18 protein-coding genes are annotated in these 19,988 nt (G+C 70.2%); 9 read left to right on the top strand and 9 right to left on the bottom strand.

The window, feature by feature from the left end:
- Nucleotides 1–10 precede the first annotated feature (10 nt).
- The 4 genes from HXX10_RS13245 (at nucleotide 11) to HXX10_RS13230 (ending at nucleotide 4,716) form a co-directional block, all read left to right on the top strand.
- Nucleotides 11–1,150, top strand: coding sequence for a glycosyltransferase (locus tag HXX10_RS13245; RefSeq protein WP_296522787.1), 1,140 nt, complete (start codon nucleotides 11–13; stop codon nucleotides 1,148–1,150).
- Between the two features lie 90 nt (nucleotides 1,151–1,240).
- Nucleotides 1,241–3,070 carry an ABC transporter ATP-binding protein gene (locus HXX10_RS13240; protein WP_296522786.1) on the top strand — a complete coding sequence of 610 codons (1,830 nt, stop codon included), beginning with the start codon at nucleotides 1,241–1,243 and terminating at the stop codon, nucleotides 3,068–3,070.
- Between the two features lie 45 nt (nucleotides 3,071–3,115).
- Nucleotides 3,116–3,907, top strand: a complete 792-nt coding sequence (locus HXX10_RS13235) for an alpha/beta fold hydrolase (protein ID WP_296522785.1) — start codon at nucleotides 3,116–3,118, stop codon at nucleotides 3,905–3,907.
- Nucleotides 3,904–4,716 (top strand): enoyl-CoA hydratase-related protein, encoded by an 813-nt coding sequence (locus HXX10_RS13230; RefSeq protein ID WP_296522784.1) that lies wholly within the window; start codon nucleotides 3,904–3,906, stop codon nucleotides 4,714–4,716. The genes HXX10_RS13235 and HXX10_RS13230 overlap by 4 nt, the downstream gene beginning before the upstream one ends.
- On the opposite strand, the gene HXX10_RS13225 is transcribed toward HXX10_RS13230, so the two are convergent.
- Together HXX10_RS13225 and HXX10_RS13220 are read right to left on the bottom strand one after the other, a co-directional pair.
- On the bottom strand, nucleotides 4,713–5,309 hold the full coding sequence (locus tag HXX10_RS13225; RefSeq protein ID WP_296522783.1) for a TetR/AcrR family transcriptional regulator: 597 nt from the start codon (nucleotides 5,307–5,309) through the stop codon (nucleotides 4,713–4,715). The two genes, HXX10_RS13230 and HXX10_RS13225, sit on opposite strands and share 4 nt — an antisense overlap.
- A 14-nt stretch (nucleotides 5,310–5,323) precedes the next feature.
- Nucleotides 5,324–5,923 carry a hypothetical protein gene (locus HXX10_RS13220; RefSeq protein WP_296522782.1) on the bottom strand — a complete coding sequence of 200 codons (600 nt, stop codon included), beginning with the start codon at nucleotides 5,921–5,923 and terminating at the stop codon, nucleotides 5,324–5,326.
- A 278-nt stretch (nucleotides 5,924–6,201) separates the two neighbouring features.
- Between HXX10_RS13220 and HXX10_RS13215 the strand changes: the two genes are divergently transcribed.
- Both HXX10_RS13215 and HXX10_RS13210 read left to right on the top strand, forming a co-directional pair.
- Nucleotides 6,202–7,344 (top strand): RuBisCO large subunit C-terminal-like domain-containing protein, encoded by a 1,143-nt coding sequence (locus HXX10_RS13215; RefSeq protein WP_296522781.1) that lies wholly within the window; start codon nucleotides 6,202–6,204, stop codon nucleotides 7,342–7,344.
- A 42-nt stretch (nucleotides 7,345–7,386) separates the two neighbouring features.
- A complete protein-coding gene (locus HXX10_RS13210) occupies nucleotides 7,387–7,884 on the top strand; it encodes a cupin domain-containing protein (RefSeq protein ID WP_296522780.1) in 498 nt (165 codons plus the stop codon).
- Between the two features lie 45 nt (nucleotides 7,885–7,929).
- Here the strand turns inward: HXX10_RS13210 and HXX10_RS13205 are convergent, their stop codons facing one another.
- The 7 genes from HXX10_RS13205 to acnA all read right to left on the bottom strand — a co-directional run bounded on the left by HXX10_RS13205 (nucleotide 7,930) and on the right by acnA (nucleotide 16,561).
- Entirely contained in the window at nucleotides 7,930–8,901 is a 972-nt protein-coding gene (locus tag HXX10_RS13205) for a tripartite tricarboxylate transporter substrate binding protein (RefSeq protein WP_296522779.1), read from the bottom strand.
- A 38-nt stretch (nucleotides 8,902–8,939) separates the two neighbouring features.
- Entirely contained in the window at nucleotides 8,940–9,431 is a 492-nt protein-coding gene (locus tag HXX10_RS13200) for a heme-binding protein (protein WP_296522778.1), read from the bottom strand.
- Nucleotides 9,432–9,461: 30 nt separating this feature from the next.
- Entirely contained in the window at nucleotides 9,462–10,823 is a 1,362-nt protein-coding gene (locus HXX10_RS13195; RefSeq protein ID WP_296522777.1) for a Gfo/Idh/MocA family oxidoreductase, read from the bottom strand.
- A gap of 129 nt (nucleotides 10,824–10,952) precedes the next feature.
- Nucleotides 10,953–11,648, bottom strand: a complete 696-nt coding sequence (locus HXX10_RS13190; RefSeq protein WP_296522776.1) for an SDR family NAD(P)-dependent oxidoreductase — start codon at nucleotides 11,646–11,648, stop codon at nucleotides 10,953–10,955.
- A 14-nt stretch (nucleotides 11,649–11,662) separates the two neighbouring features.
- Nucleotides 11,663–12,394 (bottom strand): isochorismatase family protein, encoded by a 732-nt coding sequence (locus HXX10_RS13185; protein WP_296522775.1) that lies wholly within the window; start codon nucleotides 12,392–12,394, stop codon nucleotides 11,663–11,665.
- A gap of 79 nt (nucleotides 12,395–12,473) precedes the next feature.
- Nucleotides 12,474–13,835, bottom strand: coding sequence for an amidohydrolase family protein (locus HXX10_RS13180; RefSeq protein WP_296522774.1), 1,362 nt, complete (start codon nucleotides 13,833–13,835; stop codon nucleotides 12,474–12,476).
- Nucleotides 13,836–13,846: 11 nt separating this feature from the next.
- Nucleotides 13,847–16,561 carry an aconitate hydratase AcnA gene (gene acnA, locus HXX10_RS13175; RefSeq protein ID WP_296522773.1) on the bottom strand — a complete coding sequence of 905 codons (2,715 nt, stop codon included), beginning with the start codon at nucleotides 16,559–16,561 and terminating at the stop codon, nucleotides 13,847–13,849.
- A gap of 267 nt (nucleotides 16,562–16,828) precedes the next feature.
- Here acnA and HXX10_RS13170 point away from each other — a divergent pair, with 267 nt between their 5' ends.
- Genes HXX10_RS13170 through HXX10_RS13160 form a run of 3 tightly spaced genes read left to right on the top strand, consistent with a single transcriptional unit; the run spans nucleotide 16,829 to nucleotide 19,987 of the window.
- Nucleotides 16,829–17,518, top strand: coding sequence for a GntR family transcriptional regulator (locus tag HXX10_RS13170; protein WP_296522772.1), 690 nt, complete (start codon nucleotides 16,829–16,831; stop codon nucleotides 17,516–17,518).
- A gap of 17 nt (nucleotides 17,519–17,535) precedes the next feature.
- On the top strand, nucleotides 17,536–18,483 hold the full coding sequence (locus HXX10_RS13165; RefSeq protein ID WP_296522771.1) for an isocitrate lyase/PEP mutase family protein: 948 nt from the start codon (nucleotides 17,536–17,538) through the stop codon (nucleotides 18,481–18,483).
- Nucleotides 18,484–18,496: 13 nt separating this feature from the next.
- Complete coding sequence (locus HXX10_RS13160; protein WP_296522769.1) at nucleotides 18,497–19,987, top strand: FAD-binding protein; 1,491 nt, start codon at nucleotides 18,497–18,499, stop codon at nucleotides 19,985–19,987.
- The last annotated feature ends 1 nt before the right edge of the window (nucleotide 19,988 follow it).

Raw genomic sequence — 19,988 nt, 5'->3', positions numbered from 1 at the left:
CTGCGCCGCCATGCCCGAATCCTCCCGCGTGCCAGACTCCGGCGCCGCCGCGCCACGGATCCTCGAGATCGGCCAGACCGGCTTCATGCATGCGGCGTTTCCGCAGACGACGCAGTTCTATTCGACCTGGCCCGACGAGACCGCGTCCGATCCCGAACGCGGCCGCCATCTGGTGACGGTCGCGACGCTGCGCGAGCTCGCCGCGCGTCTCGCCGATCCGTCCTTCGATCTCGTCGTCGTCCACGCGCTCCCCTTCGCGCCGTGGAGTTTTCGCGCGCTCGGGCGACTCGTGTTCCGGCGCAGCGTGATGCACGGATCGTTGCCGCTGGCGCGGGCGCTGGCGCCGCAGCTTCTGCGTGGCCGCGTCGCCGCGCCGATCGCCGTGCTCGACTTCGACGATCCCGCCGTGATCGATCGCGCCAACGCGTTTCTGCTCGACCGCGCCACCGTGTGGTTCAAGCGCGAGCTGCCGCCCGACAACTGGCAGGCCTTCACGGGAACGCTGCACTGGCGGGTGCCGACCGCACGCTTCCGCCGCGTCGCGCGCAACCGCCGCCGCCTCGAGAAGCTCGCGCCGCTGTCGCTCGGCGTGCCGCTCCAGGTGTTCGGCTGCACCGTCCCGAGCCCGATCCCCGATCACGAGAAGACCGCCGATGTCTTCTTCGCCGGCCGTGTGAAGGATTCCTCCACGGTGCGCGAGCGCGGCCTCGACGAGCTGCTGTCGCTGCGCCACGAAGGCATCGTGATCGACATCCCGGATGCGCCGCTGCCGCTCGATGCGTATCTCGACCGGCTCGCCCGCGCCCGTCTGGTGTGGACGCCGGAAGGTTACGGCTGGCAATGCTTCCGCCTCTACGAGGCGGCGCTGTGCGGCTCGGTGCCGCTCGCCAACCGGCCGTCCATCATGCAGCACGCGCCGCTCGTCGACGGCGAGCACGCGCTCTATTACGATGTCGAGCCCGGCGGCCTCGCCCGCGCCGTGCGCGCCGCGCTCGCCGATCGCCCGCGCCTGGCGACGATCGCCGCGGCCGGACGCGCCCATGTGCTCGCCCATCACACCCCGGCCGCGATCGCGCGGCACGTCGTCGAGACGACGCTGCGGCGGGCCGGTCGGCCGTTTGTGTCTGCAGCAACACCGGCCCCCCCGTAGGGCGGCTGTGCGTCCCGTGCGGTTGGACGTGGGGACGACGATCGACTACAGTCCCGCCCGCCACCGGTCCGCCGTCCAAACGAGTCGTCGATGCACAGTATTTTCAGGTATTTAGCCACATGGCTGGACCGCCGCGGAGGTGATCCGGCGGGCACGTGGAACATCATCATTCGGCTGCTGAGCGAGTTCGGCCGCGGCCATGCGAAGAGCTATGCGATCGCTTTCTGCTTCATGGGAATGGGCGCGGCCTGCACGGCGGCGACCGCCTATCTGATCGGCTCGGCCGTCAACCAGGTCTATGTCTCGAAGAGCTTCTACGGCGTCGCGGCGGTGTCGCTCGCGGCGATCGTGATCTTCGCCGTGAAGGGGATCTCGACCTACGGGCAGGCCGTCACCCTGGCGCGGATCTCGAACCGCATCATCGCCGGCAATCAGAAGCAGAGCTTCGACAGGCTGGTGAACCAGACGCTGTCGTTCTTCACCGACAAGCACTCCTCCGAGTTCGTGGCGCGGGTCAATTACGGCGCCAGCGCCGCCTCGGGCGTCCTCAACATGCTGATCACGGCGCTCGGCCGCGACCTGCTCACGCTGCTCGGCCTGATCGTCGTGATGGTCTACCAGCAGCCGCTGCTGTCGATCGTCGGCCTGCTGATCATGCCGCCGGCCGTGCTGACCCTGCGCAAGCTGATCAAGCGGGTGCGCAACATCACGATGACCCAGTTCGGCGGCACGGTGATGATCCTGCAGGCCCTGCAAGAGACCGCGCAGGGCTTCAAGATCATCAAGGCGTTCAATCTCGAGGACGTCATGCGCCAGCGGGTGTATCACCACGTCGACGCCATCGAGGAGGCGTCGAACAAGCTGGCCCGGGTCTCCAACCGCTCGACGCCCCTGATGGAGACGCTCGGCGGCATGGCCATCGCCTCGGTGCTGCTGATCGGCGGCTACAGCGTGCTGGTGCTGGATGCGACGCCCGGCGGGTTCATCTCCTTCATCACGGCCTTCATCCTCGCCTACGAGCCGGCCAAGCGGATCGCGCGGCTCAACATCGAGCTCCAGTCCGGCCTGGTCGGCGTGCGCATCCTGTTCGAGCTGCTCGACCTGCCGACACCGCCCGGCGAGACCCGCACGGCGCTGCTCGCGGTCGGCGACGGGAAGGTCCAGTTCGAGAACGTCGAGTTCGCCTATCGGCCCGGCGATCCGGTGCTCAAGAACGTGTCGTTCGAGGCCAAGCCACACGCCGTCACGGCCTTTGTCGGCGTCTCGGGCGGCGGCAAGTCGACGATCTTCAACCTGCTGCTCGGCCTGTACCGGCCGCAGGCGGGCCGCATCCTGATCGACGGCCAGGATGTCGCCGAGGTGTCGCCCGATTCGCTGCGGCGCGCCTTCGCCTATGTGGGTCAGGACGTCTTCCTGTTCCATGGCACCGTGAAGGAGAACATCGCGCTCGGCCGCATCGGCGCGACCGACGACGAGATCGTCGCCGCCGCCAAGGCCGCCTATGCGCACGACTTCATCATGACGTTCCCGGACGGCTACGACACCAAGGTGGGCGAGCAGGGAACCCAGCTCTCCGGTGGCCAGCGCCAGCGCATCGCCATCGCCCGCGCGCTGATGCGCGACGCCCCGATCATCCTGCTGGACGAGCCGACGGCGGCGCTCGACTCGGAGGCGGAGTCCTTCGTCGAGGCCGCGATGGCGGAGCTGATCAAGGGACGCACCACGCTGGTGATCGCCCACCGCCTCTACACCATCGCCCATGCCGACCGTATCCACGTCGTCGAGCGCGGCGAGATCGTCGAGGCCGGCAGCCACGAGGAGCTGCTCCGCCGGGGCCAGCGATACGCCACCTTCTATCAGCTCCGCCTCGCCGACCACGGGACCGCGGCGCCGGCCGGCGACATGGTCGCGGCGGGCTGACGTCCGCCTCCCGCACCCGGTCGGTCGGCCCAACAGGCGATGTCCATGCAGATCAGAGCCAACGGCATCAACATCCATTGCGAGGTCGAGGGCGCCGAAGGCGCTCCGTGGGTCGTGTTCAGCAACTCGCTGGCGACCAACCTCGCCATGTGGGATGCCGAGGCTGAGGCGTTGCGCGGAAATTTCCGGGTGCTGCGCTACGACCAGCGCGGCCACGGCGGCAGCGAGGCGCCGGGCGGCCGCTACACGTTCGACCTGCTGCTCGCCGATTTTACCGCGCTGCTCGACGCCTTCGCGATCCGTCGCGCCCATGTGGTCGGCCTGTCGATGGGCGGCGCCACCGTGCTCGGCTTCGCCGGGCGCAATCCCGACCGGGTCGACCGCGTCGTCGCCTGCGACACCGGCGGCGCCTCGACGCCGGAGAGCGCGCGGGGCTGGGAGGAGCGCATCGTCGTGGCGCGCCAGCACGGCATGGATGCGCTGGTCGAGCCGACCATCGGACGCTGGTTCCCGCCCGAGACGGTGGCGGCCGCGCCGGCTCATCTCGACCGCCTGCGGGCGATGATCCGCACCACCCCGGTGAACGGCTTCGTCGGATGCGCCGCGGCGCTCGCCGATCACGACATGCGCCCCGCGGCCGCGTCGATCCGCAGCCCGGTGATGTTCGTGGTCGGCGAGAAGGACGGCACCACCCCGGCGGCGATGCGGCGACTGCAGGCGGCGCTGCCCGGCTCGCGCTACGAGGAGATGCCGGGCGCCGGCCATATCTCCAATCTCGACCAGCCGGCGCTGTTCGACCGCGTGCTGCTCGACTTCCTCGACGGGGCCGGTGCGTGACCGCGCCGACGAGCGCCGTCCGTCTCGATTGCGATTCGCGCGGCGTCGCGACCCTGACGCTCGACCGGCCCGACAAGGGCAATGCCTATGACGGGCGCATGCTCGAGGGGCTCGCCGACGGCATCGCGCGCGTCTCGGCCGACGCCGGCGTGCGGGCGCTGGTGCTGCGCGGCAGCGGACGCCACTTCGGCGTCGGCGGCGACGTTCTGGGCGATCCGCAGGCGATCGTCGGGCGAGAGGACGGCGGCGGCGTGGTGATGCCGACCGTGTGCCTGGCGCTCGATGCCTGCCCGAAGCCGACCATCGCGCTGGTGCATGGCGCCTGCATGGGCGGCGCCTTCGCGCTCGCCGCCTGCTGCGACGTGCTGCTCGCCGCCGACGATGCGAGCTTCGCGGTCCCGGAGCTGCGGCTCGGCTTTCCGGTCGCGCCCTATCTGCCGTTCTTCGAGCGGGCGCTGGGCGCGCGGGCCCTGCGGCGGCTGTTGATCACGGGCGAGCGGATCGGCGCCGAAGAGGCGCTGCGGCTCGGCGTCGCCCACCGGATCTGCTCGGCCGCCGCGATCGAGCAGCAACTGGAAAACGTGATCGGTGAGGTGCTGCTGTCGGCGCCCGCCGCGACCGCCGTCGCCAAGCAGGATTTGCGCGAGCTTTCGGGCCGCGCGCCGACCGCGGAGCTGATGGACACGTTGCGCGAAAAGTTCCGGCGCGGCTTCGAGGCGTCCGAGGGCGTCGAGGGGCGGGCGAGCTTTCGCGATCGCCGTCCGCCCGCCTGGGCGCCGCAGGATCGGAAGCCGAAGGCGACCTCCTAATCGAGCCGCGCCGGCGCGCGGGCGAGGCCGGCGAGCGCCAGCCGCGTCAGCCGGTCGGCGAGCCGGTCGACCATGGCCTGGTCGAAGCGCAGGCCGAACGGCGGCGCCGTCAGGGTGTCGCGGCTGCGCACGAACGGCATCGCCTGGTTCATCAGCCAGACGGTCGCGACCGCAACCTCCTCGCTGGTCGCATCGGGCGACAAGAGCTCGCGCGCGATCGTGCTGGCCCGGGCGACGACCGGCACGCGCCCGGCGGCGAGGAACTGCTTGTAGGGCCGCGACGGAGCCATGTCCTCCCAGGCGAAGACCCGCAGATAGCGGCCGATCGTGTTCCGCCGCAGCACCGGGCGGAGCTGGTGGCGGATCATGTCGCGCAGCATCGCTTCGGGCGGGCGCTCGCCGCGCTCGATCTTGCCGGTCTCGTCACCCGCGAAGGCCGCCGAGGCGACGTGCAGGACCTCCTGATAGAGGCCGTCCTTGTTGCCGAAATAGTGCTTCACGGCGGCCGGATTGGCGCGGGCGCGCTGGCAGATGCGGCGCACCGAGGCGCCCGCATAGCCGTGGTCCGCGAAGACCGCGATGGCGGCTCGCAAGAGCCGCTCGCGTGTCAAGGCAGGCCGTCGAGCAGCCAAGCGGTCGAAGTCGTGACGCGGTGTTTCCATGCGAGCACCCTGCTGGTCGCCGTCTCGGCAGCCGTGCGCGCGAGGCGGAGCGATGAACCGAAAGTCCAAGGACGCTCGGTCTCGGGGCTCGCCCTGGGACCGTCGGAGGTCCGGGCGAAGGCCTGCAGGTCGAGCGGCGGCGATACGGTTGGGGGCTCGTCGGAGATCGCGGCGCCGGAGGGCGCCGGTCGTGCGGCCGAGGCGAGACGCTGGGCCGGCGCAACGGGCCGGGTCGTCTCGGGGCCGGACAGCCGCGGTCCGCTCCGCTTCCGGATGGAAGCGTGTGGCGCGGGCGTGGCTGCAGGTTCGGCTTCAGTGAGATGGCTCGTCACCGTCACGGTGGCGGGCGGCTCGATGCGGATGGCGGTCCGCAGCACATCCGCGGGTGGCCGCGGCGGCTTGTCCGTCATCGGATTGTCGTGGATGGCTGCCAGGACGAGCACCGCGGCTGTCGTCGCCGTGCCCGCGATCACCAGATCTTTCGAAAAACGCCTGACGAGCGCACGCGCCGTCACGCTCCGAAGGAGCTTCGGCCAGCCCACCATACACATACTCCCCCAGTCCCCAGCTCCATAGAATCAGCGTTTCATGGCGGAGATTGGACGCCGCCGTGGCAGTCCTGGTTCGGCTTTGCGGCGGGCAGGCTTTTGCATCGCGTGCCTGCTGGAGCCGGATGCCGTTTCCTGGTCTGGTCTTTTCGCTCTAAGTTTTGTGCCGAGCATGATCTTTTCCGACAACCAAGTCCGACTTTTCGGGATCGTGTTCCGACAAGCAGAGCGCGCGGGGCGCCGAAGGCTGCGTCGTGAATAGTCGGGAGTGAGGCGTGGGCGGTCGTTTGAAGGTCACGTATCTGGTCTCCTGCGGGGTTCAGGCGGTCGAATCGCGCGCCCGCGCGCTCGCGGTCGAGCAGAGCGTCGAGATGCCGGTCGCGGCCATCACGGATGCGGCTTTGCGCGACGGGATCGTCGGCCGCGTCGACGCGATCGAGCCGGCCGGCGCCGACCGCTTCGCCGTGACGATCGCCCTCGCCTGCGCCACCATCGAGGCCGATGCCGGCCAGCTTCTGAACATGCTGTTCGGCAACTCGTCGCTGCACGACGACGTGGTCCTCGCCGACGTCGCGCTGCCGGACGACATGGCCGCGGGTTTCGGCGGGCCGCGGCACGGCATCGCCGGGTTTCGCGGCCGCCTCGGCGCCGAGCGCCGCGCCCTGACGGCGACGGCGCTGAAGCCGCAGGGCCTGCCGCCCGCGGCGCTCGCCGATCTGGCCCAAAAGTTCGCCGCCGGCGGCATCGACCTGATCAAGGACGACCACGGCATCGCCGACCAGAGCTATGCGCCGTTCGCGGCGCGGGTGCCGCGGATCGCCGACGCCGTGCGCGAGGCGGTGCGAAAGACCGGGCGGCCCACGCTCTACGTGCCGAACCTCTCGGGCGACCTCGATAGCATGCGCGTCCAGCTCGCCTGCGCCGGCGCCGCCGGCGTCGCCGCCGTGATGGTCGCCCCGATGGTGGCGGGCTTCGCCACGGTGCGCACGCTGGTGACCGAGAACCCCGACATGGCCTTCGTCGCCCATCCGGCGCTCGGCGGGGCGAGCCGCGTCGCGCCGCCGCTGCTGTTCGGCAAGCTCTTTCGCCTGATCGGCTGCGACGCCATCGTCTATCCGAATTTCGGCGGACGCTTCGGCTGGTCGGCGCAGACATGCCGGGCGCTGGCCGATGCGGCGCGCGCACCCTGGCACGGTCTGGCGCCGAGCCTGCCGGGGCCGGCCGGCGGCATGACGCGCGAGCGCGTGCCGGAGCTCCTCGACTTTTACGGTCCCGACGTCATGCTGCTGATCGGTGGCGCGCTGCTGGAGGCCGGTCCGCGGCTGATCGAAGCAACGGCGGATTTCGTGGCCGCCGTGCATGGGCATGATTATGTGAAAGCCGTGCGCGCGCGGACCTCGATCCGCTCCTCACCATGAGGTCGAAACGCGCAGCGTGAAGATGCACCGAACGAGATCGTCATGACGACCGACCAGCCGACTCACTATCGAAAAGCCGAACAAGACTTCCGTTGGGAGGGCGTCGAAAAAATGCCCTACAAGGAGGACGAGCGCGCGCTGTTCAAGGCGGTGACGCGCCAGATCCTGTTCTCGGATCCGGCGCTCGACGGCGAGCTGCGCTATTTCGAGGTGGCGCCCGGCGGCTTCTCGACGCTGGAGCGGCACGAGCACGTCCACGCCGTGATGATTTTTCGCGGGCACGGCCACTGCCTGATCGGCGACACCGTGCGGGCGGTCGCGGAGCGTGATCTCGTCTCGGTGCCGCCGATGACCTGGCATCAGTTCCGTGCGACAGGCGACGCGTTGCTCGGCTTCCTGTGCCTGGTCAATGCGAGGCGCGACAAGCCGCAACTGCCGACCGCCGATGATCTTGCGGTGCTCGTGAAAGATCCCGTGATCGCCACCTTCCTGGGCGGCACGCCGGCGGTGTCGACATCCGATGATCAGACGAAAACGTGAATCGGACGGACCGTTCCTGGAGGCCCCGTCTGGCCGCTCCAACGGTCAGTCGATGCTGACGCCCGAAGCTGCGACCACGGGCTTGAAGCGCATCCGCTCCCGTTCGATGAAGGCGCGGGCAGCCGCGGGCGACGAGTCGGTGACCGGATCGATGCCGAGCTTGCGCAACTGCGCCTGAAACTCCGCATCCGCCATGACGCGCGACGTGGCGTCAGAGAGCTTCGCCACCACCGCAGCCGGTGTCGCCGCGGGTACGGCCACCATGTTCCACAAGCCCGCTTCGAAGCCTTGGATGTTCAGCGCCTCGTCCACGGTCGGAATGTCGGGCGCCAGTTCGGACCGCTTCGCCGAGGCCACCGCGAGGATGCGGACCGTGCCGGCACGGTACTGTTGAAGCGACGTTCCGAGCGTATCGATCACCATGCCGATCTGGTTGCCGATCAGATCGTTCATGGCCGGGGCGGCGCCCTTGTAGGGGATGTGTGGAATATCGAGCTTGCCGGCCTCGGTCTTGAACATCTCGCCAGCGAGATGCAGGAACGTGCCGGTGCCGGGCGAGCCGTATTGCAGCTTACCCGGATTGGCCTTCACGGCCGCGACCAGGGCCTTCAGGTCGGCAGGTCCCGAGGGATGGACGACGACGACCGCCGGCGCCGCGCCGACGATGGCGACCGGGGAAAAATCCTTCAGGGAATCGTAGACCGGATTCTTCGACAGCAGATTGTACAGCCCGTGTGTCGAGGCCGTCCCGAACAGCAGCGTGTAGCCGTCCGCCGCGGCTCGGGCGACCTCGGCCGAGCCGATCGCGCCGGCCGCACCGGCCTTGTTCTCCACGAACATCTGCTGGCCGAGAACGGTGGACATCCGCGCCGCGTACTGCCGGGCGAAGACGTCGGTCGGTCCGCCGGCCGGGAAGGGGACGACCAGGCGGATAGCGCGGCTCGGATAAGCGTCCTGCGCCATTGCCGGCGACAGCAAGGCGCCAAGGCATATGATTGCGGCCGCAAGCGTCTTCATCTGGACTCCTTCCCGGTCTCGTTTCGTCGATCGTGTCGTCACAGGCCGGCCTCGCGCCAGTGCTCGGCCGGCATCTCGGGATGCGGCATCAGCCCGACGCGCTGCACCGCCGTGACGGCCGCATACTCGTCCTTGTCGGACGCGTCGCCGCTGATGCCGACCGCGCCGATCACGTCTTTCCTGTCGTTCATCACCAGAACGCCGCCGGGAACTGGAATGAACCGTCCGTCCGATGCCGCGGCGAGCGCGCTCTGAAAGGCCGGCCGCTCGCGCAGGCGATCGCGGATGGTGCGGCTGGAAATGCCCATGCCGAGCGCACCCCAGGCTTTTCCGATGGCGATATCGCCGCGCAGTATGCCGGATCCGTCCTCCCGCTTGAGAACGACCAGCGTGCCGCCGGCGTCGAGGATCGCTACGGTCAACGGCAGCAGCTTCGCTTCGTGACCGGCCGCGATGGCTTCGTTCGCGATCTTGTCGGCCGTCGCCAGCGACATCGACACTTGCAGGCGATGAACGTAGTAGTCACTCACATTTCGATCCTCCGATTCGAGAGCAGTCTCTCAACGCGCCGATGCACCTGCCGTCTCGCCACAGGACGCCTCCATCTCCCGCCGCGTTTTCACGGCGATGTCGGTCTCGTCGATGGTCACGTCGGCCCAGCGCAAGGCTGCGCCCTCCGGAACATCGCGCAAGAGCGTGACGCCGTGGGCGAGGCCGAGCGGCAGCAGCCCGTCGGCGAGAGAGCGCGCCGCCGGCGTCTGCTTGCCCCACACGCAGAAGCCGCCTTCGCCGTCCAGCACCTCGCCCCGGCGCAGCGCGCGCTTGGCGGTTGCGACGACGTCGGAACGGAAGCCGGTCGGGCTGCCGGTCGGCTCGCCGCGCAGCGCAGCGCTCGCCACCGAGATGCCGAGCTCCAGCCCGATCAGGTGGATCGGCCGGTAGAGTGCCGCATACCGCCCGCTCGCATCCGGCAGCATGGCGTATTCCCGAAAGCAGCGCCGCGCATACTCGGTCTCGCCCTCGATCACGACAAACGTGCCGAGCGCCAGATGATGCGGCACGTCGCGGCCCTGCCGGTTGACCGAGGAGACCACCTCGGTGACGCCGGCCGTCTCCAGGGTGCCGCCGTCGCGGGCCGGCTTGCATACGTCGGCGAGCTGGAAGCGGCTCGCCGGCGGGAAGGCGAGGCCGTCGCTTTGCGGCAGCAGGCCGGTGGCGTTGCACACCGCCGTCATCTCGATCGCCGACTTGGTGCCGTCGACGAAGCTGTTGAACATTTTTGGATTGATCGAGCCGCGGTCGGCGATCGACAGATACTTGTCGAGGATGTCCCACACTGTGTCGGGCGTCGAGGCGTGGTAGTGCGGCTCGTATCGTGTGCCCTTGCCGGCCGAGATCACCTTGAAGCCGCAGGCACGCGCCCAGTCGACATGCTCGCAGATCAGCGCCGGCTGGTCGCCCCAGGCGAGGCTGTAGACGACGCCGGCCGCCTGGGCGGCGCGGGCGAGCAGCGGACCGGCGAGCGCGTCGGCCTCGACATTGACCATCACCACATGCTTGCCGTGCGCGATCGCCGCCAGCGCGTGGCGGATGCCGGCGGCCGGCACGCCGGTCGCCTCGACGATCACCTCGACGTCCGGCTGGGCGATCAGCGCGTCGGCGTCGGGGCCGACATGGGTGCGGCGCGTCTCGATCGCGTCGGCCAGCGAGGTGGCGGTGCTGCGTTCCTCCTCCCAGCCGGCCGCGGCGAGCTGACGCCTGGCGCGAACAACGTCGAGGTCGGCGACGCCGACCACGTGCAGGCCGCGGGTCAGCCGCGCCTGGGCCAGGAACATGGTGCCGAACTTGCCCGCGCCGATCACCCCGACCGTGACGGGCAGCCCGGCCTCCTCGCGCTCGACGAGCTTCTGGAACAGATTCACGACGGACCTCCCGGCGACGATTTTTTTCGGATCGCTTGCCGGCATCTTAACGAGGCTCCGGCGCGGCCGTCACGCGTCGCGTTGCGGAGATCCTGGCGGCGATCGCGACCGGTCCGACCGCCGGACGCGTCAGGCGAGCGTCAGGCTGGCGCCGCCGCACATGGTCAGCGTCTGGCCCGTGATGGCGCCGCCGTATGGGCCGACCAGGAAGGCGATCAGGGCGGCGACCTCGTCGGGCGCGATCAGCCGGCCGATCGGCGGCAGCCGGATGGGGGCGCCGGCGCGGGCCGGGTCGACGAGCTGCGGCGTGTCGGTGGCGCCCGGCGCGACGGCATTCACGGTGATGCCGCGCGCCACCAGCGCGCCGGCGGCACAGCGCACCATGGCTTCGACGCCGCCCTTGGAGGCCGCATAGAACATGCGGCCGGGCCGGCCCTGTGCCGCCCGGCTCGACATCACCACGACGCGGCCGTCGCGATCCGGCATCGCCGGCGTCAGCGTGCTGATCAGCAGCTCGGCGGCGGCGACGTGCAGGTGCCACAAGGTCTCGCCGCCGGTGTCGCGCGTCTCCGGGTCGTCGTCGGCCCGCATGATGCCGGCCGAATGCACCAGCGCGGTCGGCCGCCCGGCGGCGAGCTTTTCGGCGATCTCGCCGAGGCGGTCGCGATCGAGCAGGTCGATCGTGATCGGCGTGAAGCCGGCGCTCTCCCCCTGCGGCTCGCGGTCGAGCCCGACCACCTCCCAGCCGTCGGCGAGCAGCCGCCGGGCGATGGCGCGCCCGATGCCCGAGGCCGTGCCGGTGACGATGGCGCGCCGGTCGGTCATCGCCGCAGCCCCGGTCAACCGACGGGCGCGGTGAACGGCGGGCGGACCGGCAGGCCGCCCAGATAGGTCTCGACCTCGGCGGTCGGGATGACGTCGGCGTACTTGCAGTTCAGGTCGAACAGATTGACGGCATGGCTCGCCTCGAAGCGATCGAACGAGCACTCCTCCGGGATGACGACCTTGAAATTGTACGAGTAGGCGTCGACCGCCGTGGCGCGCAGGCAGCCCGAGGTGGTGCAGCCCGTCAGGATGAGCGTGTCGATGTCGAGGAAGTTCAGGTGGCTCATGAAGATGGTGCCGAAGAAGCACGACGGCTTGCGCTTGCCGATGCGGATGTCCTGCGGACGCGGCGCCAGCGGCTCGACCGTCTGGGTCGCATGCGTGCCTTCGATCACGGTCTTCTCGGTGCCGCGATGGCTCTTGCCGACCTGGACGCCGGAATCGAGCATGTCGGTGCGGCGCGCGCTCTCGGTGTAGAACACCGGAAAATTCTTCTCGCGGGCGAGGTGCAGCAGCGGCTCGATATGGGCGACCGCGTCCCAGGCCTCGCGGCCGCAATGGGTGCGGTACTGCTTGAGGCCGTCGAGAATGTCCTGCGGGGTGTCGCCGCAGAAATTGTACTGCACGTCGATGATGAACAGCGCCGGCCGCGTTCCGAAGCCGCCGCGCTTGCCGTAGCCGGAGGCCGCCAGCACCTTCTGGTCGCGCGCGGTGAGGAACTTGTCCCAGATGCGTGTCTGCGTCATGTCGTCGACCTTCCGTCCGGTGTCCTGTGTCGTGCTGTCGCCGCGTCGGTGGCGGCCCGTCCTCTGCGGATGAGCGGCCTCACACGGCGCGCCTGAGATAGTGGCCGGCCGGCGCCGTCAGCGCCGTCTCGGTGAGGCGCCCGCCGTCGACGAGATGACGGCCGCGCGCAAAAGTGTGCACCGGCCAGCCGCGCAGCGCGCGGCCCTGCAGCGGCGTGTAGTCGGAATAGGAGGCGAGCGCGGCGTGGTCGACCTTGCGGGTCTCGTGCGGATCGATCACCATCAGGTCGGCGTCCTTGCCGACCGCGATCGAGCCCTTCGAGGGCACGTTGTAGAGACGCGCGACGTTGAGGCTCGTCACGGCGGCGATGCGGGTGAGCGGGACGCCGCGGGCGTAGTGGCCCTCCTCGATCATCAGCGGCAGCAGGGTGGCGAGGCCGGGAAAGCCGGCGCTGGCGCCCCACAGATCCGGCGCCTTGGTGGCGACCTTGCGCGGCACATGGTCCGAGCCGACGGTCTCGATCGAGCCGTCCATGATGCCCTCCCACAGCGCGTCGCAATCGGCCTGGCGGCGCAGCGGCGGATTGACCTTGGCGAGGAAGCCGCTGGGGTCGTCGCGCGTCATCGTCAGGTAGTGCGCGCAGGTCTCGACGTGCACCGGATTGCGATAGACGGCGCGGTGGCGCCGGATGATGCCGAGGCCTTCGGCGCTCGACAGATGGACGATGTTGACCGGGCAGTCCGCCTTGGCGGCGAAATAGATCACCCGGCTGACGTTCTCGGCCTCGAGGAAGTCCGGGCTCTGCTCGTCCCAGGCGGCGAGATCGGTGCGGCCGGCGGCCTTGAGCGGCCCGCGGAACACCGGGATCACCTCGACATTCTCGCAATGCACGCCGACCACGCCGCCCGGCACCTTGCGCGCCTCCAGCATGGTGCGGAACAAGAGGCCGTCGTCGATCTCGGTGAAGCCCTTGGCGGCGCCGGCGGCGCCCTTGTACATCAGATAAACCTTGAACGAGCTGACACCGAAGCGCTTCGCCGTCTCGACCAGGGTGTCGACATGCAGCGCGCTGGTGAGGCCGAAATGCAGGCCGAAATCGATGCAGCTCAGCCTCTCGCCGTGGGCGATCCAGGGTGCGGACGACTCGCGCAGGTCGGCCGAGCGGTGGAACGTGAACAGTGCCGTGACGCCGCCGAGCGCCGCCGAGCGCGACTCGGTCTGGAAGTCGTGCTCCTTGTCGCCGAAGCCGATATGGGTGTGCGGGTCGATCAGGCCGGGCATCACCCACTTGCCGCGGCAGTCGACGGTTTTTCGCGCGGCCAGAGTCTCGTCCGGGTCGGCGACGGTGGCGATCCTGCCGTCCTTGATGCCGACCGAGCCGCGCACGACTCCGGTCTCCGGAATGACGAGCTCGCCGCCGGCGAGAACCACATCGAGCATGGGATCACTCCTCAAGGCGTGGTCGCGCGCTGCGGCGCGGCCGAGAGATCGCGGACCATCATGGCGAGAATGCCGCCGCCTTCGATCTGGCGGCGCTCGCTTTCGGTGAACACCTGGGCCGTGACCGCGAACGTGATCGTGCGGTCGCCGTCGCGGGTCGTGACGGTGATCGGGGCGCTGGTGCGGACGCCGGCACGCAGGTTCTCGATCGTGCAGGTCTCGCGGCCGGTGAGGCCGAGCTTCGCCCAGCCTTCGCCGTCCCTGAAGGCGAGCGGCACGATGCCCATCCCGATCAGGTTGGCGCGGTGGATGCGCTCGTAGGATTCGGCGATCACGGCCCGGAGGCCGAGCAGCGCCGAGCCCTTGGCGGCCCAGTCGCGGCTCGAGCCGGTGCCGTATTCGCGGCCGGCCAGCACGATCGTCGGAGTGCCGGCGTCGAGATAGCGGCGGGCCGCCTCGTGGAACGTGACCGTCTCGCCGCTCGGATGATGGATGGTGAACCAGCCTTCGCGGTCGGGCAGCAGCCGGTTCTTGATGCGCAGATTGGCGAAGGTGGCGCGGGCCATGACGTGGTGGTTGCAGCGGCGCGCCACATAGGTGTTGAAGTCGCGCGGCGCGATGCCCTGTCCCTGGAGATAGAGGCCGGCCGGGCTGTCGGCCGGGATTTCGCCGCCGGGCGAGATGTGGTCGGTGGTGAGCGAGTCGCCGAACAGGCCGAGCACGCGGGCGCCGTCGATGCGGTCGGCGAGCGGCGCCGGCGTGTCGTCGAAGAAGGGGGGCTTGACCAGATAGGTGGACGCCGCGTCCCACAAGTAGCGCTCGCCCGTGGGGGCGGCGAGCCCGTCCCACAGCGGATCGGCGGAGGCGTGTCCGTACACCTCGGCGAAGAGGGCAGAATCGAGCGCGTGCGGCATCACGGCGGCGATCTCGTCGGCGCTCGGCCAGAGGTCGGCGAGCATCACGGGCGCGCCGTCGCCATCGTGCCCGACCGGCTCGCGCGACAGATCGCGGTCGATGCGGCCCGCCAGGGCGTAGGCGACGACCAGCGGCGGCGACATGATGTAGTTCGCCCGCACCAGGCGATGGATGCGGCCCTCGAAATTGCGGTTGCCGGACAGCACCGCGACGGCGACCGGGCCGTCCCGTTCGATCGCCTGCGCGATATCGGACGCGAGCGGGCCCGACTTGCCGCCGCAGGTGGTGCAGCCGTAGCCGACGACATGGAAGCCGAGCGCCTCGAGATCGCCGAGCAGGCCGGCGTGGTCGAGATAGCGGGTGACCACCCGCGAGCCCGGCGCCAGCGACGTCTTGACGTGCGGCGCGACCGTGAGCCCGCGCGCCCGCGCTTTTTTGGCGACCAGGCCGGCGGCGAGCATGACGGCCGGGTTGGACGTGTTGGTGCACGAGGTGACGGCGGCGATGACGATGGTGCCGTCGTCGATCGTGCCGTTGTCGGGGCGGTCGGCGGCAGGCGCGGCCGTCGGCGCAGCCGGTTTCGCCGCGAAGCCGCCGGCGGCGAGCGGCCGCGCGAGCCGCTGCGAGAAATCGGCGGCGACGGCGGCCAGATCCAGCCGGTCCTGCGGCCGGCGCGGCCCGGCGACGGCTGCGCCGATGGCGCCGACATCGATCTCGATCGTGCGCTGATAGTGCGGAACGGGTGCGTCCGGGTGCCGGAACAGACTGTTGCGCCGGGCATAGGCGTCCACCAGGCCGGCGAGGTCGCGGCCCGGCCGGGTCAGCGCGAGGTAGTCGATGGTGCGTGCGTCGATCGGGAAGAAGCCGGCCGTGGCGCCGTATTCCGGCGCCATGTTGGCCATGGTGGCACGCTCCGGAATGGCCAGCGCATCCACGGCGTCGCCGTAATACTCGACGATCGCGGCGACGACGGTCTCGCGCCGCAGCCGCTCGGTGACGGCGAGCGCGATGTCGGTGGTGGTGACGCCGGCGCGTCGCGTGCCGTCGAGCCGCACGCCGACCACCTCGGGGCAGGGGAGGACGTAGGCGGCGCCGAGCATGGCCGATTCCGCGTCGATGCCGCCGACGCCCCAGCCGAGAACGCCGATGCCGTTGACCATCGGCGTGTGGGAGTCGCCGCCGATGACGAAGTCCGGCACGGCCCACAGCGTGCCGCCGTGGCTCCGGCGCCGCACGACCTCGGCGATGAATTCGAGGTTGACCTGGTGGATGATGCCGGTGCCGGGCGGAAACACCCGCAGCGACTTGAAGGCGCCGTCCGCCCATTTGAGGAAGCGATAGCGTTCGCCGTTGCGCTCGTATTCGCGCCGCATGTTGGCCGCCATGGCGTCGCTCGCGCCGGCCCAGTCGACCTGCAGCGAGTGGTCGACGACGAGGTCGACCGGCACCACCGGCTCGACCTGGTGCGGATCACCGCCGCGGGCGGCGACGGCGTCGCGTAGCGCGGCGAGGTCGAGCAGCACCGGCAGGCCGCTCGAGTCCGGGAGGATCACCCGCTCGACATGGAGCGGCAGGCCGCGGTTGCGGTTCCGGTCCCACAGGACGGCGGCGGCGACGTCGTCTGAGCCGACCACGCCGGGTGGGCCGGCGCGGCGATGGCGCTTGAGGTTCTCCACCAGCACCCGGATCGCATACGGGATCTCGGCGACGGCGCGGCCGGCGCGGGCGGCCGTGGCGGCGACGTCGGCGATCGCCAGCGTGTCTGCGCCCCAGTTCAGCGGGACGTCGTCATCATCACCGGCGGCGGTCATCGATGTTGTCCGTGACGTCGGCAGCCGTGCCGGAAGGAGGCACGGGCCGCTCCCTGAATTGTTGACACTTATAGCTCATTTTCCCGTCTTGGGAAGAGATGCGCGCTTTCCCGGTCTGCTGCAAATTTGAGCGGATTGCCCAAGAAATGCATGAAAATGGCCGAAATTCGCGCATCAGAGACCGCCATGACCCCGGCCAGCGACATTGACGCCTCTCACAAGATTTGTGAGAGTGTTGACACTATTTCCGTCCGTCGAGGATCGCACATGGCGCAGAAGGCCACTCTGGGCGACGACGTGTTCGAGCGGCTGCTCGACCTGATCTATAGTTGCGAGCTGCCGCCCGGCGCCGTCGTCAACGAGTCGGTCCTGGCCGCGCGCTTCAGTGTCAGTCGCGGTCCGGTGCGCGAGGCGGTGCGCCGGCTGCAGGGCATCCAGCTCGTCTCGCGGGAGCCGTTCATGCGCGCCCGCGTGATCACGCTGGAGCCGCGGGCCGTGCGCGAGCTGTTCGAGATGCGCGAGGCGCTCGAAGGCTATGCCAGCCGGCTCGCCGCGCAGCGCATGGACCCGGCCGACGTCGAGGCGCTGGCGGCCGGTCTGGACCACAATCGCCGCATCGGCCTCGGCGCGGACGACCGCCAGTCTCCCGCCGAGACGTTCGACTTCCACGAGCGGATCGTGCGCGCCAGCGGCAACGCCCGCATCGTCGATACGCTGTGCGGCGATCTCTATCATCTGCTGCGCCTGTACCGGCGCTGGTCCGGCTCCGCCGGCGAGCGCCGGTCTATCGCCTATACCGAGCACCGGCAGATCGTTTTGGCCATCCGCAATCGCGACGGCGAGCTCGCCGAATCGCTGATGCGCTCCCACATCGCCCGCGCGGCCGAGAACGTGCTGCGCCATCTTCCCGCTTCGGCCGAAGCCGTCGGCACCGATGCCGACGTCTCGGCGGCATGACACAGGGTGAGGCCTTGGTGAATTCACAAGCAGCGACCGGCAAGGTCGAGCAGTACCGCGCCTACATGAACTCCGGCGAGCTCATGGTCGCGCCCGGAATCTACGACGGCTACAGCGCGCGGCTGGTCGAGAAGGCCGGGTTCAAGTGTGCCGCCACCAGCGGCGCGGCGATCTCCAACGCCATCCTGGGCATCGACGACATCGGCGTCATGGGGCTGCGCGAGAACGTCGACCACTGCCGCTATCTCGCCCGGTCCGTCGCGATCCCGATCACCTGCGACGCCGACACCGGTTACGGCAACCCGATGAACGTCCACTACACGGTGCAGATGTTCGAGGAGGCGGGCGTCGCCGGCATCAACATCGAGGATCAGGTCGCGCCCAAGCGCTGCGGCCACATGCCCGGCAAGGAGGTGATTCCGCTCGCCGAGATGGTGAAGAAGATCGAGGCGGCGTGCCTCGCCCGTCGCAACGACGGCTTCGTCATCGTCGCGCGCACCGATGCGTTGGCGATCGAGGGGATCGAGGGTGCGGTCCGCCGCGTCCGCGCCTATGCGGAGGCGGGCGCCGACATGATCTTTCCGGACGCGGTCAAGCGCGAGGAGGACATCGCCCGCATCGTCGCGGCGGCCGGCGTGCCCGTCTCGATCAACATGGGCTTCGGCATCCGCGCGCGGCCGACGACGCCGCTGATCCCGCTGCCGCGCCTGAAGGCGCTGGGCGTGCGCCGCGTCAGCCTGCCGCGCATGCTGCCGGGCGCCGCCATCCGCGCCATGTCGAATGCGCTGGAGATGATGAAGCAGGTGGTCGCCACCGGCGAGCCGGTCGACCATCCGGAAATGGTCGCCGGCATCGACGAGATCACGGCGCTGATGGGCTATTCCGAGATGCGCAGCCTGGAGGCCAGGCTGCTGACGACCGACGTGCTGGAAACCAAGTACGGCATCGCGCCGGCCGAGAAATAGCCGGAGGACCAAGGTGGTTTCGCTCGTACCGGCCGCGGAGTTCGACGCGCGCTTCGACGCCGAGGTCGACGTGCTGGTCGTCGGCGCCGGCGGCTGCGGCCTGGTGGCGGCGCTGGCCGCCCAGGCGGCGGGCGCCGAGGTCGCCGTGGTGGAGAAGCTCGATCGCTTCGCCGGCAACACGGTCCTGTCGAGCGGATCCATCCCGGCCGCCGGCACGCGGCTGCAGCGCGCCGCCGGCATCGCCGACGATCCGGACCGCTTCGCCGCCGATCTGCGGCGGGTGGCCGGCCGCCACGACGCCGACCACATGGTCGATCGTCTCGCCGGCATCTCGGCCGAGCTGGTGCACTTCCTGCTCGACCGCGTCGGCGTCGACCTGACGCTGATCACCCATTATCGCCATGTCGGCCACAGCGTCTGCCGCCTGCACGCGCCGCCCTCGCGCCGCGGCGCCGACCTGATCCGAGATCTCGAGCGCGCCACCGAGGCGCGCGACATCCCCGTCGCGTTCGGCAATCCGGCGGTGGCGCTGATCGTCGACGGCGGGGCCGTGTGCGGCGCCGTGACCAAGGCCGACGGCGGCGACACCGCCCGCATCGGCGCGGCGGCGACCGTGCTGGCCTGCTCGGGCTTCGGCAACAGCCGCGCGCTGCTCGATCGCTTCTGTCCGGACATGGCGGCGATCCCGCATTTCGGCGCCACCGGCAGCGAGGGCGATGCGGTGGTGTGGGGCGAGGCGCTCGGCGCCCGGCTCGGCAACATGGCGTCCTTCCAGGCTCATGCCGGGGTTGCCCAGCCGCACGGCGCGCTGGTCACCTGGACGATCGTCGAGAAGGGCGGCGTCGTCGTCGACGACGCGGGCGCCCGGTTCGCCGACGAGAGCCAGGGCTACTCGGCCTTCGCCGAGCACGCCGCCCGCCACCAGCGGCCGACCTTCGCGATCTACGATCGTCGCATCCGCGATCTCACCGCCGCCGGCCAGCCCGAGTTCGGCGAGCTCGTGGATCACGGTGGCGCCCGCGAGGCCGCCACGGTGGCGGATCTCGCCCGCCTGGTCGGCTGCCCGGAGGCGCGCCTCGCCGCCGTCCTGGCGAGCGCGGACGCCGCGGCCCGGGGCGAAGCGGCCGATCCGTTCGGCCGCACCGCCTGGGGCCTCGCGCCGCTGGTGCCGCCCTATGTGGTGACGCGCATCGCGCCGGCGCTGTTCCACACCCAGGGCGGCGTGATCGTCGACACCGAGGCCCGCGTGCTGCGCGCGGACGGCACGCCGATCGCGGGCCTCTATGCCGGCGGTGGCGCCGCCTGCGGCATCAGCGGCCGTCACGGCAGCCTCGGCTACGTGTCCGGCAACGGTCTGCTGTCGGCGCTCGGGCTCGGCTTCATCGCCGGCCGGGCGGCTGCCCGCCGCGCCGCGGCGGCGAAGGGCAAGCCGGCGACCGGCAGGTCGCCGACCGCCACGCTTTCACCTGCGAGCAACGCAAGCCCCCATCGCGAAGGGATTTGAG

This window comes from Rhodoplanes sp. (assembly GCF_013377085.1).
Taxonomy (GTDB): Bacteria; Pseudomonadota; Alphaproteobacteria; order Rhizobiales; family Xanthobacteraceae; genus Rhodoplanes.
This window is presented reverse-complemented; position numbering and strand designations above follow the sequence as displayed.